Genomic DNA, 13,711 nt, shown 5'->3' on the forward strand with positions numbered 1-13,711 from the left:
GATTGTTGCATTCATTGTCATCATGGTGGTTGTTGCAGTTCTCAACAGAAAAAAGGGCAATGACGACGGCACTGCGGACGAGCAGTAAGTTTTCTCCTTCCCTGCAAGCATACATAAAAGCGCACCGTGCTTCCACGGTGCGCTTTTTAGTTCAGGTGTCTGCCGCAAGGGCGGCTTTGGCATTGTCGCAGCGATTGCCGCGAAGCCGCCTTCAGACACGAACGAGGGGGCGATCAGGCTGCGTTCTTGGCGCTGCTGCCGTTGTAGCTGCCGCCATAGAAGTAGCGGAAGAGGTCGTCAAAGGGCGTTCCGTAGCTGCCGCCGGACTGTCCGTTGTCGGGGGTCTGCTGGATCTGCTGCTGGGTTTCGTCCTCGCTCTTCTGATTGGCGGGAACGGCGTCCCATGTGAGCTCCACCGTGGTCTCCTTGTTCTCCCGGTAGATGGTGACAGTGGCGGTATCACCCGCGGAATACTGCTTCTTGACTGCTGTGAGGTCCTCCATGGTGGCGATTTGGTGATCGTCCACCTTGGTGATCACATCGCCCATTTTCAGCCCCGCCTTCGCCGCGGCGCCGCCTTCTTCCACGGAGTAGACAAACACGCCGCTTTTCACATTATAGCGGTACTGGGCGGCCATGGCCTCGCTCATGGTGCCGCCGGTAATGCCCAGATACGGCTTGTTGGTGACATAGCCGTTGGTCATAATGTCCTCGATCATGGCCACCACGTCGTTGATGGGGATGGCAAAGCCCAGGCCCTCCACGGATTCGGAGGAAGAATAGCTGGAATACTTGGCGGAGACGATGCCCATCACCTCGCCGTACTGGTTGAAAAGGGGTCCGCCGGAGTTGCCGGGGTTGATGGAGGCGTCGGTCTGGATCATGTTGAAGGGCGTTCCGGAAACATTGATGGCCCGGTTTACGCTGGAGACCATGCCGCCGCTCATGGAGAACGTCAGCTCGCCCAGCGGATTGCCCACCGCCAGCACGTGGTCGCCCACATTGAGCTTGTCGCTGTCGCCCAGCGTCACCGCAGGCAGCTCCGCTGCATCCACTTTGATGACGGCGATATCGTAATCTTCATCCCCGCCGATGAACTTGGCGTCATAGGTGTCGCCGTTGTACATGGTGGCCTTCACGGTGTCCGCGTCCTTGACCACATGGTAGTTTGTGACGATGTAGCCGTCCTTGGTAAGCACGAAGCCGGAGCCTGCGGAGGCGGTCTGCACCGCCTGACCGAAGAAGTTGGTGCCGCTGGTGCCGGTGACGTTGATGGAGACGACGCTGTTGACGTTGGAAGCGTACACCTCCGCGTCGGTCATGGCGCTTTTGCCGTCCACACTTTTGATGGCGACCTGCGTCACGGGCCGATTGCTGACATTGACGCTGGTGTCGCTGCCATCAGAGCCGCCGCCTACGGCCCATACCACGCCGCCGCCCACGGCGCCGCCCACCAGTGCGCAGCTCAAAGCCAGCGCGGTGAGCTTCATTCCCACTCGATTCTTTTTCACAATTTTCATCTCCTGCACGCTCTCGTGTGCGCCGGACTGATACTGATGGAGCTGTTCCTCCACGGAAGCGTGGTCCGTTTGTCCGGCCTCGCTGCCGTCTTTCCGATAGGTGTAATGATACAGATTTTCTTCGTCGTTATACATATTGATTCCTCCTGTTATGTATCCCGTTTTTCCTTTTGTTAGAACAAAGGATCGCAAGGAATGCTGTCGGAAGTATGAAAAACGCTTAACCGTTTTCTGAATTTCCGCCTTGTCGGGGTTCTTTCCTGTTCTTTGGCCTTAGTATAGGCCGGTTATCTTAAAAATGCCTGAAAGAATTTTAAACCATTTGTGAACGTGCGGCTGCTTCGAACAACGCCCCACAATCTCTGTGCGGTGTTCCCTTAAAATTTTGAAAAGCAGTTTCACAACAGGGAAATCTGTGCTATATTGAGAGATATCAGATAACTGGAAAGGATTTATCCGTCTTGCTGAAAATTGAAAACATCAAGCTGCCGCCCGGCGCCGACATGGGGTCCCTCACCGGCGAGGTTGCCCGCCTTTTGAAGGTCCGGGAAAAGGAGCTTCTTTCCCTGCGGGTTCTGCGCCGCAGCGTGGACGCCCGGGACGGCGTGGCCGTGGTCTACACGGTGGAAGCCGCCGTCAAGGAAGAGGGCGCTGTTTTAAAGCGCTGTCACAACAAAAAAGTGTCCCGTCTGGAGCGGCGCACGGGGTACCTGCTGCCCGTCCCCGTCCCCACGCAGGCCCAGCCGCCGGTGGTGGTGGGCGCGGGACCTGCGGGGCTGTTCGCCGCTTTGGTGCTGGCCCGGGCGGGACTTAGGCCCATCCTGCTGGAGCGGGGACGTTCGGTGGAACAGCGCCGCTCCGACGTGGAGCGGTTCTGGTCTGCTGGGGAACTGGACCAGCGCTCCAACGTCCAGTTCGGAGAGGGGGGCGCCGGCGCTTTTTCCGACGGGAAGCTGAATACCGGCACCAAGGACATCCGCCATCGTTTCATTCTGGAAACGCTGGTCGCCTGCGGCGCGCCGGAGGACATCCTCATCGACGCCAAGCCCCACGTGGGCACCGATTATCTCTATTCCACCCTGCAAAGCCTGCGGGCCAAACTGCTGGAGCTGGGGGCGGACATCCGCTTTGAGACCCGGCTGACCGATCTTGAAACGAAGGACGGCGCGCTCTCGGGTATCACGGTAACCGGGCCGGAGGGGGTTTCCTCCCTTCCCTGCCGCCATTTGATCCTGTGCCCCGGGCATTCCGCCCGGGATACCTTCGAGCTGCTGTTTGAGCGGGGAATCGCCATGGAGGCAAAGCCCTTCGCCGTGGGCGTGCGCATTGAGCAGCGCCAGTCGGACTGCGACGCCGCCCAGTACGGGCAGTACGCCGGGCATCCCGGCCTGCCCGCCTCCTCCTATCAGCTCTCCTGCCACCTGCCAAACGGCCGGGCCGCCTTCTCCTTTTGCGTCTGTCCCGGCGGAGAAGTGGTCGCCGCCGCGTCGGAAGCGGGCGGCGTGGTGACCAACGGCATGAGCGCCTTTGCCCGAAGTAAGGAAAATATCAACGGCGCGCTGCTGGTGAACGTGACGCCGGAGGACTTCGGCGCCGACGGCTCCCCGCTCTCGGGCATCGCCTTCCAGCGGGAGCTGGAGCGGGCGGCTTACGCCCTGGGAGGCGGCGGCTATCTGGCTCCCGCCCAGCGGGTGGAGGACTTTTTGGCCCAGCGGCCCTCGGTGGGCCCCGGCTGCGTCCAGCCCAGCTACCGTCCCGGCGTTGTGTGGACGGACCTGCACCGGTGCCTGCCGCCCTTTGTGGCAAGCGCGCTGGCCGAGGCTCTGCCAATTCTAGGCCGGAAGCTGCGGGGCTACGACCATCCCGACGCGGTGCTCACCGCCGTGGAAAGCCGCAGCTCCTCCCCGGCCCGCATCCTCCGGAATGAAGGGTACGAGGCCTCCCTTCCCGGCCTCTATCCCTGCGGGGAAGGCGCCGGTTACGCTGGCGGCATTCTCTCCGCCGCGGCGGATGGGATGCGCGCCGCCGAGCATCTTTGCGGGGCAGTGCGGGAAAACGGGTAATCGGCAAATACGCCGCCCTCTCCATCCCTTTTCCACCGCCTTTGTGTTTGGTCCCGCGGCTTTCTTTGCCGCGTCTACGATACCAATACAAATTATAATAAGGAGTGCTATCCAGTATGAGTCGTGAAATTTGTGTTTTTCAGGATTTCCTCACCGACGCCCTTCGCGCAAAGATCGATACCGCTGCGGCAGACGCGGGCTTTGCCGTCCACTATTTTACCTCGGACCGTTTTGAGGAGGCCAAGGCCTGCCTTCCCCACTGCGAGGTGCTCTATGCGCAATCCCCCGAGCTGCTGCGGGCCGCTCCCGCAAATTTGAAGTGGTACTGCGCCTCCTCCGCCGGGGTGGATGTCTACTGCAAAAACGACGGGATCTTTGCAAACCCCGACTGCCTGCTCTCCAACTCCAATGCCTACGGCGTGACCATCGCGGAGTATGTGGTCATGGTGACGCTGATGCTGCTGCGGCGGATGCCGGAGTACACGGAGCCGCTGCGCAATCACGAATGGGCGCCTCCCCGGGCCATCCGCTCCATTCGGGACAGCGAGATCACCGTGCTGGGCACCGGCAACATTGGCAGCAACGTGGCCCAGCGGATGCGGGGCATGGGCGCGGCGCGGATCGTGGGTCTCAGCCGCAGCGGCAAGGCCCGGGAGGCCGTTTACGACGAGCTGTACCCCACCAGCGAGCTGGACAAGGTATTGCCAAACACCCACATTCTGGTGATGGCGCTGCCCAGCACGGCGGAGACCTTTGGCATTTTGAGCCGGGAGCGCATCGCGCTTTTGCCCCAGGACGCCATCGTCATCAACGTGGGCCGGGGCACCGCCGTGGATCAGAGCGCTCTGGTAGACGCGCTGAACGCCGGGCAGATCGCCGGCGCCGGGCTGGACGTGATGGTCCCGGAGCCGCTGCCCAAGGACGACCCGCTCTGGAACGCCAAAAATCTGGTCCTGACGCCCCACACCTCCGGCAACCTGACGCTAGGCTACACCTGCGAGGCCAACGTGGACATGTTCTGCGCGGATCTCGGAAACTACGCCGCCGGCCGCCCGCTTACCCATCTGGTGGACCGGAGCCGGGGCTATTGAGCATTACAAGCTTTACTTGTTATAATAAAGAAAGAGGGTTTTGATGATGGATAATTTCGTATTCTATTCCCCCACCCTGTTCTCCTTTGGCGACGGCGAGGAGAAAAACACCGGCAAGCTGGTGCGGCGCTTTGGCGGCACGAAGGTGATGCTGGTCTACGGCGGCGGCTCCGTCAAGCGCAACGGCGCTTACGACGCGGTGACCGCTTCCCTGCTCTCGGAGGGCATTTCCTATACGGAGCTGTCCGGCGTGCAGGCCAATCCCCGCAGCGGCAAGGTATACGAGGGCATTGAGCTTGCCCGCCGAGAGGGCGTGGACTTCCTGCTGGCCATCGGCGGCGGCAGCGTGATCGACACCGCCAAGGCCATCGCCTTCGGCGTGCCCTATCAGGGCGACTTCTGGGACTTTTTCTGCGGCAAGGCCACCTTTGAAACAACGCTCCCCGTGGGCACGGTGCTGACCATCGCCGCCGCCGGCAGCGAGGGCAGCGACAGCTGCGTCATCACGCTGGAGGAGGGCAACTTGAAGTGGGGCTGCCCCAAAAGCGACGTGATCCGGCCCAAGTTCTCCGTGCTGGACCCCCGGCTCACCTGCTCTCTGCCCGCCTATCAGACCGCCAGCGGATCGGTGGACATGATGGCCCATATCTGCGAGCGGTATTTCACCAACACAAGCGACGTAGAATTGACGGACCGGCTTTGCCAGGCGCTGCTGAAAACCGTGATCGACGCCGCACCCCGGGCCATCGCCGATCCCGGCGATTACGCCGCCCGGGCGGACCTGATGTGGAGCGGCATGCTGGCCCACAACAATAGCTGCGGCGTTGGCCGCGCCCAGGACTGGGCCAGCCACCAGATCGAGCACGAGCTCTCCGCCTTCTATGACTGCGCCCACGGCGCGGGTCTCGCGGTGGTCATGCCCGCGTGGATGGAATTTGTGATGGAGCACGACATCATGCGCTTTGCCAAATTCGCCGTGGAGGTATTCGGCTGCGAGATGGACTTTGCCCATCCCGAGCGCACCGCCAAGGCCGGCATCGCCAGTCTGCGCGCCTTCTTCCGCTCCTTGGGAATGCCCACCACCTTTGCCGAGATCGGCGCGAAGGAAGAGGACATCCCCGCCATGGTGGCCCACCGGGGTGAAAAGCCAAACGGCTTCCCCTTCGGCGGCTTCGTGAAGATCGGTCCCAGCGAGATGGAGGCCATCTTGCGCCTGAGCATGAAGGCTTAACGTTGTACATAAAAGGAAGGTCCTCCGCCGCGGCGGAGGACCTTCCTTTTTTATTCCTGCAAGCCCATCGTCTCCCACCGATGCCCGTGGAAGCGGGGGATAAAGAACGCCGAGCGCGCCACCCAGTCCAGCATCATGGCAAGCCAGATGCCAAACACCCCAAGGCCCCACCAGCGGCCCAGCAAAATCCCCACGCCCACCCGCACCGTCCACATGGACACGCTGGATACCACCAGCGTGTAGCGGGTGTCTCCCGCCGCCCGGAGGGCCTGCGGCAAGGTAAAGGAGATGGGCCAGATGAAAACGCTCATGGAGCCGTGGAGCCAGATGATCTTTCTCGCGATGGCCTCCGCCTCCGGCGAAACGTTGTAGAGCTGCAGCACCAGCGGCAGCACCGCCAGCGTCAAAACCACAGTGGCAAACATGTAGAGATACGTGGTTTTCACCAGCTTTTTGGTGTAGCGCCGGGCCAGCTCATAGCTGCCCGCGCCCACGCAGCGGGACACCACCGTCACAATGGCAAGCCCCAGCGCATTGCCCGCCACACACTGGAAGGAAGCCATGGTGTTGCCGATGGCGTTGGCGGCAACGGAGGCCGTGCCCAGCACGGACACGGTGGAAAGCAGCAAAATCTTTCCCAGCTGAAACATGCTGCTCTCCATGCCGTTGGGCACGCCGAAGTGCAGAATGTGCTTCACCACATAGGGGTCGTGATGGAGGGAGATGCGGCGCACGCGCAGCGGCAGGTCCTCCCGCCGCAGCAGCGCCACCATTGCCGCGGCGGCGACGAAGCGGGAGATCAGCGTGGGGATGGCCACGCCCTCCACGCCCCGGTGCAGCCCGAAGATCAAGATGGCGTTGCCCAAAACGTTGATGGCGTTCATCCAAAGGGACACCCACATGGAGATTTTGGAGTTTCCCATCACCCGGAACAGCGCCGCCCCGGCGCTGTAAATCGCGAGAAAGGGGATGGACGCCTCCACGATCAGATAGTAGGTGTTGGCGTAGGCCGCCACATCCGGCGCAACCTGCCCGAACACCACGCCCAGCACAAAGCCCTTCCCCAGATAAAAAAGCGCCGTGATCAAAAGGGAAAGCTCTCCCATGAACAGCACCAGCTGCTCTCCGGAGTGGGCCGCCTTTTCCGTCTCCCGACGACCCAGATACTGCCCCGCGATCACGGCGCCGCCGGTGGCCAGCGCGGCGAAGGCATTCACCAGCAGCACGTTTACCGTGTCCACCAGACTCACGGCGGAAATGGCCGCCTCCCCCACCTGCGCCACCATCACCGAATCGCAAAGGCCCACCGTGATGGCCAGCAGCTGCTCGATTACCAGCGGCACGATCAATCTCCGCAATTCCCGCTTTGAAAATTCCACATTGATTTGCTTTGTCTCCATGGTTTCTCCCCCGTCCACGCGGTCACCGGAACTCCCGGGGGCTTGTGTGGAATGTATTTTGAAACGCCCGCAGGAAGGTGGAGTACTCTCCAAACCCCGCCTGCTCCGCCGCCTTCATCACCGGCACGCCGGCGCGGATCAGCTCCCCCGCCCGCAGCAGCCGCTTTTGACTGATATACTGGTGGACCGTATAGCCCGTCACCGCCTTGAACCGGTGCATCAGGTAGTACCGGCTGAGGAAAAAGCGCTTTGCCAGCGCGTCCACGGACAGCTCCTCTTCCAGATGTCCCGCAAGATACTGCAAAATCTCCTCCATCTTCGGGTCCACCCGATAGCTGTCCGCGTCCTCCTGAGCGGTGCGAAAGTGCAGCACGTCCCGGTTCACGCCGATGAGCAGCTGCTGGCACAGCGTATCCGACAGCCGGGCCGCGCCAAAGTCCGAAGAGCGCAGCGCCTCTTCCAGACTCCGGATGGTCTGCATATAATAGAGTCTCCGTTCCGCGTCGGTCCGCAGCAGATGGAAGCCCCGCTCCCGGGTGGTATGGAAGCAGGTGTCCAGCGCCTCTCCCGGGTCGCTTCTGGACGCCATCCACTCGCTGCCAAGCCACACCACCATCCGCTCGTATGGCTCCGCCGGGTCGATGACGGGGCGGTGGATCATGTTGTGCTGCACCAGAAGGATATCCCACGGCTTTAAAAAGTACGTCACGCCCTCCACCACATACGTCACCTTGCCGCCCAGCAGCAAAATCAGCTTGTCGAACTCATGGTAGTGGTAGTCCAGCTTCTGGGCGCGGCTGTCCTTGAGATGGAACAGCCGGAAATTTTCATGCAGGTATCCCCGCTTTCCCACTTCGCTCTGATCCAGCATACGCTTCCTCCTTCCGCAATCCAAACGCCCCCCGCCGCGTACGGACTGGGGTGGGAGCGTCTGGGGCACAGCCGATGTGTTTCTTGATGGTATCGCACTTTTTGCATTTTTACAACGGAAATATCCAACAAATTTTGCATTTATGCGCGTTCCGTTTTCTATTCGCACCCACAGAACTGCTCCGTTTTGATAAAACGGATTTGCTGTCCCCGCTTGTTATTTCCGGCGGAATTTGGTATACTTGGTCCAATGCATGAGAAAGGAGGCGCCTCATGAGTCACGCCGACGCGCTTTTCATTCAAACCTGCCGTGACATTCTGGATAACGGCGTCTGGGACACCGAGCAGGAGGTCCGCCCCCGCTGGGAGGATGGCATGCCTGCCCACACCATTAAGAAATTCGGGATCGTGAACCGATATGACCTGCGGGAGGAATTTCCCATTTTGACCTTGCGGCGGACCTACTGGAAAACCGCGGTGGATGAGCTGCTGTGGATCTGGCAGAAAAAGTCCAACAACATCCACGACCTGAACGCCCGCATCTGGGACCAGTGGGCCGACGCGTCCGGTTCCATCGGCAAGGCTTACGGCTATCAGCTGGGCGTGAAGCATCACTACCCGGAAGGGGAGATGGATCAGGTGGACCGGGTCTTGTATGACCTGAAGCACACCCCCGCCTCCCGCCGGATTTTGACGAACCTTTATAATTTTCAAGACCTTCATGAGATGCACCTCTATCCCTGCGCCTATTCCATGACCTTCAACGTCTCCGGCAACGTGCTCAACGCCATTTTGAATCAGCGCAGTCAGGATATGCTGGCCGCCAACAACTGGAACGTGGTGCAGTACGCCGTCCTGGTGCACATGTTTGCCCGCGCGAGCGGTCTGGTGCCCGGCGAATTGGTCCACGTCATTGCGGACGCCCATATTTACGACCGGCACGTGCCCATCGTGGAAAAGATACTTGCCCAGACGCCCGCAAGCGCCCCCACCTTCACCGTGGACCCGTCCGTGACGGATTTTTACGCGTTTACGCGAAACAGCTTCACACTGGAGGGGTATATCCCCGCTCCCTTTGAGGAAAAAATTCCGATTGCCATTTGAGGTGATTTTCATGAATGCCATTGTTGTTGTGGATGGCAATTGGGCCATTGGGCGGGACGGCGGACTGCTGTTCTCCCTGCCTGCCGACATGAAGCGCTTTCGCTCCCTGACCTTGGGCGGCACCGTAATTCTGGGCCGCAAGACGCTGGACTCCTTTCCCGGCGGGCGGCCTCTGCCCGGACGGAGAAACATCGTCATCACCCATAACGTGGACTTTGACCGGGCGGGCGCCGAGGTGGTCCCCAGTCCCGACGCCGCGCTGGAAGCCGCCCGGGAAGCGCCGGAGGATGCAAAGTGGGTCATCGGCGGCAGCAGCGTGTATACCGCCCTGCTCTCCCGCTGCAAGCGGGTGTACCTCACAAAGGTGGACGCCGCGGCGGAGGGGGCCGACACCTTCTTTCCCAATCTGGATAAGCTTCCCGGCTGGCGGATCGAATCCGCCGGGGAGCCGCTGGAGGAAAACGGATACGCCTATCGCTTCATCGACTACATCAATACAAAGCTTTGAGAGAACGCCCGCCGCCCCGGCGGGCGTTCTTCTTTTTATCCTGCGGGGTGAAAGGCTCTTCCCAAGCCTTTGAAAATCGATTATAATGAAAGGACTTTCAGGAAGGGGGCGGCGGCCGTGGCAGAGCTTGATACCGGCGTACAGTTTATCAAGGGCATCGGCGAGCAGCGGGCAAAGGCGCTGGGAAAGCTGGGCATCGTCACGCTGGGGGACCTCATCGGCTGGTTTCCCCGGAGATATGACGACCGCACCGCCTGCAAGCCCATCGCGCAGCTGGCCCCCGGCGAGACGGCCTGCGTCGCCGCCATGATTGCCTCGCCGCCCACCGTCTCCCACATCCGCAAGGGCATGGACCTCATAAAGCTCCGGGCGGTGGACGCCACCGGCGTGCTGGACGTCACCTTCTTCAACCAGACGTGGCTGAAAAATCAGCTCTGTCAGGGCGAAACCTATATTTTTTACGGCAAGGCCGAGGGGGATCTGCTCCGCCGCCGGATGGTCTCCCCCATCGTGGAGGCGGAGGGCCGCCGGGAGTCCACTGGCCGCATCGTGCCCATCTACCCGCTCACCGCCGGCGTCAGTCAGCTGATCCTCTCCCGCTCCATCCGGCAGGGATTGTCCGCCTGCGCGGAAATTTTGCCCGACGCGCTGCCCGACGAGGTGCGCCTGTCGCACCATCTGTGCCGCATCAACTTTGCCTACGAAAACATCCACTTTCCGGAAAGCGCCGAGGCGCTGGCGCTGGCCCGGCGGCGGCTGGCCTTTGAAGAGCTGTTCCTCTTCACCATCGGATTGCAGCGGCTGCGCCAAAGCCGGGAAATCGTTCACGTGCCGCCCTGCCGGGAGGTAGACATGGGCGCTTTCTATGATGCCCTCCCCTTCTCCCTGACCAAGGCCCAGCGGCGCTGCGTGGACGAGGCGCTTTGCGACATGCGCTCCGGCGTCCCCATGAACCGCCTCTGTCAGGGCGACGTGGGGTCCGGCAAGACCATGGTGGCGGCGGCCTGCGTCTATTTCTCGGTGAAAAACCATCGGCAGGCGGCCTTGATGGCGCCCACCGAAATTTTGGCCCGCCAGCACTACGCGGGGCTATCTCCCCTGCTGGAGCCGCTGGGCATCCGCTGCGCCCTTTTGACCGGCTCCACCCCGGCAAAGGAGAAGCGGGCGCTTGCCGCGGATCTTGCCTCCGGGGCGCTTCCCTTTATCATCGGCACCCACGCCCTCATCACTGGCAGCGTGGAATACGCGGACCTGGGGCTGGTGGTGACGGACGAGCAGCACCGCTTCGGCGTGGGCCAGCGGGCGGCCCTTGCCGCCAAGGGCGTCCACCCCCACACGCTGGTCATGTCCGCCACGCCCATCCCCCGTACGCTGGCCCTGATCCTCTACGGCGATCTGGACGTGTCGGTCATCGACGAGCTGCCTCCCGGGCGGCGTCCCATTGAAACCTACACGGTTCCCGGCAGCTACCACCCCCGGGTGTACAATTTCATCCGCAAACAGGTGACCCAGGGGCGGCAGGCCTATATCGTCTGCCCCATGGTGGACGAGAGCGACGAGGCGTCGGATGAGCGAAAGGCGGTGACGGCCTACGCAAAAATGCTCCAGCAGGAGGTCTTTCCGGACCTGAAGATCGCCTTTGTCCACGGCAAGATGAAGCCCCGGGAAAAAGACGCGGTGATGACGGCCTTCGCAAACCGGGAAACCGACATTCTGGTCTCCACCACCGTCATTGAGGTGGGCGTGGACGTGCCCAACGCCGCTGTGATGGTGGTGGAAAACGCGGAGCGATTCGGCCTCTCCCAGCTTCACCAGCTGCGGGGGCGGGTGGGCCGGGGCGCTCACCAGTCCTACTGCGTGCTGATCTCCGACAATCAAAACGAGGAGACCCGCGCCCGGCTCAAGGTCATGGCCCGCACCGCCGACGGCTTTCAAATCGCGGAGGAGGACCTGCATCTTCGCGGCCCGGGGGACTTTTTCGGAACGCGTCAGCACGGACTGCCCGGGCTGAAGATCGCGGACCTCGGCTGCGACACAAAGCTGCTCCGAGAGGCCCAGAGCGCCGCGGAGGCGCTGCTGGCCCGGGACGTGGACCTCTCAAGCCACCCCGTCACCAGAGAGCGGGTGGCGGCGCTGTTCGCCCAGAAGGCGGACACCCTCAACTGAGGGCCGCAATGCGGCAGGGAAGCACGGAGCGGGAGTCCCTCCGCATGGACCCTTTTGGAAAAAACGCGAAAAGGCCGTCTCATGCAGACGGTCTTTTTCTTCTTTGTGACCATTTCCCCGCTTCAATCGTTCTAGTTTAAAAGGAGGTGCGCGCCGTGGCGGAGACAGCGGATTTATTTGAACAGCTCTACCGGACGTACGGTCCGGCGCTCTACCGGTTTTGCCTGCTGCAAATGAAAAATCCGGCGGACGCGGAGGACGTGATGCAGGAGGTCTTTTGCAAGCGGCTCTACCGTGCGCCCGCCTTCGCCTCCCCGGAGCACGAGCGGCGGTGGCTCTTTCGGGTGGCACTGAACCAATGCCGGGACGCGTGGAAGCGCGCCAGCCGCTCCGAGCTTCCTCTGGAAACGGCGGTCGGCGCTGCCGTCACACCGGCGGAATTAAATCTTTTGGAACAGGTGGCAAATCTGCCGGAGGCCCAGCGCACGGCCCTCCACCTGCATTATTACGAAGGGTACTCCGTCAGGGAAATCGCCGCCTTGCTGGGCGTCACCGTCTCCACGGTGAAAATGCGGATGAAGCGGGGCCGTGAGGCGCTGCGAAACGGATGGGAGGAAGAAGCATGAATCTCTATCACAGTGCCATGGAACACTGCGCTTTGCCCGAAGGGCTGGAACAGCGGCTGCGGGAGAGGGCACTGCATACACCTCCGGTTACGGCCCGCGCCGTGTTCCGCCCCCGGGGCTTTGCCCCAAAGGCCCTGCTGGCGGCGATTCTGGCGGTGGTTTTCACCGTGTCCGTGGGCGCGGTGGTTGCATGGGACGCCGTCTTTCAAACCCGCTTTGGCCGCGGCGCGGCGGCCACGCCCATGGCGGAGGCCGCCTTTCAGGACGTGAACGTCTCCGCCGTCTGCGGGAACGTGACGGTGACGGTGCGGCAGGCCCTGAGCGACGACAAGACCATCTATCTGGTGCTGGACTATCAGCTTCCGGATGCCGTGGACCGTGCCGCCGTTGCGGCGGCGCAGGAGAGTGAGACCGCTTTTGTGCGCCCGCCGGAAATTTCCTTCTACGCCACGGGAGACGTCAACTGGACGGACGTGGCGGAGGCGGCGCAAGGCACGGATTGGGCCGATCCTACCGCCGCGTTGGCATTTCGCCCCCTCTCCCCCCTTGCCCCCTATGCCTTCCACGGGGGCAGCTCGTCTGGCGGTGAGAGCCGGGGCTACGATTCCAAGACCAACACCCTCACCTATCTTCAATATTTCACGACGGAGGGCACGCAAACCCTTTCCGCCCAGCCCCTGACGCTGCTGGTGACGCCGCCGGTGCTGGAGACGGGCGGCGCCCTCCTTCCGCTATCGGACACCCCCGCCACTATCACCTTCCAGCCCGCCTACACCGCCCAGACCCTCTCCGGTTCCACGCGGGAGGAAGCGGGTATCTTCCACGCAAACGTCACCCTCTCCCCCTTCGCCATTTGCGTGGAGACCCGGCGGGGCATCTACGCCGATGTGAAAGCCCTCCGGCAGGACACCGCGCTGGTCCTGCGCTCCGGCGAGACCCTTGCCATTTCCTCTCTCAGCGCTTCCTACGGCGGCAGCAGCAGCGGTCCTTCCGACAAGCAGCTCCTCTCCTCCGCGTCCTTCACGGCCCACTTTTCCAACCTCCTGGATGTGCGCACGGTGAAAGCCGTTCGCATCGGGGACGTTGAGATTTCCCTTTCCTGAAAAAAACAGCACAGCGCCCCGGCTTTCGC

General features: G+C 62.0%; 11 protein-coding genes. 8 read left to right on the top strand and 3 right to left on the bottom strand.

Annotation, left to right across the window (positions count from 1 at the left end):
• Positions 1 to 233: 233 nt before the first annotated feature.
• The gene (locus PHI30_RS03330; RefSeq protein WP_300023865.1) at positions 234 to 1,655 is read right to left on the bottom strand and encodes a trypsin-like peptidase domain-containing protein; all 1,422 of its coding nucleotides are present in this window, start codon (positions 1,653 to 1,655) and stop codon (positions 234 to 236) included.
• Between the two features lie 326 nt (positions 1,656 to 1,981).
• Here PHI30_RS03330 and PHI30_RS03335 point away from each other — a divergent pair, with 326 nt between their 5' ends.
• The 3 genes from PHI30_RS03335 to PHI30_RS03345 all read left to right on the top strand — a co-directional run bounded on the left by PHI30_RS03335 (position 1,982) and on the right by PHI30_RS03345 (position 5,905).
• The gene (locus PHI30_RS03335) at positions 1,982 to 3,583 is read left to right on the top strand and encodes an NAD(P)/FAD-dependent oxidoreductase (RefSeq protein WP_300023868.1); all 1,602 of its coding nucleotides are present in this window, start codon (positions 1,982 to 1,984) and stop codon (positions 3,581 to 3,583) included.
• Between the two features lie 116 nt (positions 3,584 to 3,699).
• Positions 3,700 to 4,674 (top strand): D-2-hydroxyacid dehydrogenase, encoded by a 975-nt coding sequence (locus tag PHI30_RS03340; RefSeq protein ID WP_300023871.1) that lies wholly within the window; start codon positions 3,700 to 3,702, stop codon positions 4,672 to 4,674.
• Positions 4,675 to 4,720: 46 nt separating this feature from the next.
• Complete coding sequence (locus PHI30_RS03345) at positions 4,721 to 5,905, top strand: iron-containing alcohol dehydrogenase (protein ID WP_300023989.1); 1,185 nt, start codon at positions 4,721 to 4,723, stop codon at positions 5,903 to 5,905.
• 50 nt (positions 5,906 to 5,955) lie between these two features.
• On the opposite strand, the gene PHI30_RS03350 is transcribed toward PHI30_RS03345, so the two are convergent.
• Positions 5,956 to 7,305 (bottom strand): MATE family efflux transporter, encoded by a 1,350-nt coding sequence (locus PHI30_RS03350; RefSeq protein ID WP_300023874.1) that lies wholly within the window; start codon positions 7,303 to 7,305, stop codon positions 5,956 to 5,958.
• A gap of 22 nt (positions 7,306 to 7,327) precedes the next feature.
• Entirely contained in the window at positions 7,328 to 8,176 is an 849-nt protein-coding gene (locus PHI30_RS03355; RefSeq protein WP_300023877.1) for an AraC family transcriptional regulator, read from the bottom strand.
• A gap of 272 nt (positions 8,177 to 8,448) precedes the next feature.
• On the opposite strand from PHI30_RS03355, the gene thyA reads away from it, so the two are divergent.
• The 5 genes from thyA to PHI30_RS03380 all read left to right on the top strand — a co-directional run bounded on the left by thyA (position 8,449) and on the right by PHI30_RS03380 (position 13,682).
• The gene (gene thyA / locus PHI30_RS03360) at positions 8,449 to 9,279 is read left to right on the top strand and encodes a thymidylate synthase (RefSeq protein WP_300023879.1); all 831 of its coding nucleotides are present in this window, start codon (positions 8,449 to 8,451) and stop codon (positions 9,277 to 9,279) included.
• Between the two features lie 10 nt (positions 9,280 to 9,289).
• On the top strand, positions 9,290 to 9,787 hold the full coding sequence (locus tag PHI30_RS03365; protein ID WP_300023882.1) for a dihydrofolate reductase: 498 nt from the start codon (positions 9,290 to 9,292) through the stop codon (positions 9,785 to 9,787).
• Positions 9,788 to 9,856: 69 nt separating this feature from the next.
• Positions 9,857 to 11,953, top strand: coding sequence for an ATP-dependent DNA helicase RecG (recG, locus tag PHI30_RS03370; protein ID WP_300023885.1), 2,097 nt, complete (start codon positions 9,857 to 9,859; stop codon positions 11,951 to 11,953).
• A gap of 155 nt (positions 11,954 to 12,108) precedes the next feature.
• Positions 12,109 to 12,579 (top strand): RNA polymerase sigma factor, encoded by a 471-nt coding sequence (locus tag PHI30_RS03375; protein ID WP_300023887.1) that lies wholly within the window; start codon positions 12,109 to 12,111, stop codon positions 12,577 to 12,579.
• Positions 12,576 to 13,682: a DUF4179 domain-containing protein gene (locus PHI30_RS03380; RefSeq protein WP_300023890.1), complete on the top strand. Its 1,107-nt coding sequence runs from the start codon at positions 12,576 to 12,578 to the stop codon at positions 13,680 to 13,682. The genes PHI30_RS03375 and PHI30_RS03380 overlap by 4 nt, the downstream gene beginning before the upstream one ends.
• Positions 13,683 to 13,711 lie beyond the last annotated feature (29 nt).

The sequence above is a fragment of the Oscillibacter sp. genome, from assembly GCF_028693505.1.
GTDB lineage: Bacteria > Bacillota > Clostridia > Oscillospirales > Oscillospiraceae > Oscillibacter.

Coding starts and splice junctions, on each gene's coding strand:
- PHI30_RS03350 (WP_300023874.1), bottom strand. CDS start 7,305: ATGGAGACAAAGCAAATCAATGTGGAATTTTCAAAGCGGGAATTGCGG.
- PHI30_RS03340 (WP_300023871.1), top strand. CDS start 3,700: ATGAGTCGTGAAATTTGTGTTTTTCAGGATTTCCTCACCGACGCCCTT.
- PHI30_RS03365 (WP_300023882.1), top strand. CDS start 9,290: ATGAATGCCATTGTTGTTGTGGATGGCAATTGGGCCATTGGGCGGGAC.
- PHI30_RS03380 (WP_300023890.1), top strand. CDS start 12,576: ATGAATCTCTATCACAGTGCCATGGAACACTGCGCTTTGCCCGAAGGG.
- thyA (WP_300023879.1), top strand. CDS start 8,449: ATGAGTCACGCCGACGCGCTTTTCATTCAAACCTGCCGTGACATTCTG.
- PHI30_RS03345 (WP_300023989.1), top strand. CDS start 4,721: ATGGATAATTTCGTATTCTATTCCCCCACCCTGTTCTCCTTTGGCGAC.
- PHI30_RS03330 (WP_300023865.1), bottom strand. CDS start 1,655: ATGTATAACGACGAAGAAAATCTGTATCATTACACCTATCGGAAAGAC.
- PHI30_RS03355 (WP_300023877.1), bottom strand. CDS start 8,176: ATGCTGGATCAGAGCGAAGTGGGAAAGCGGGGATACCTGCATGAAAAT.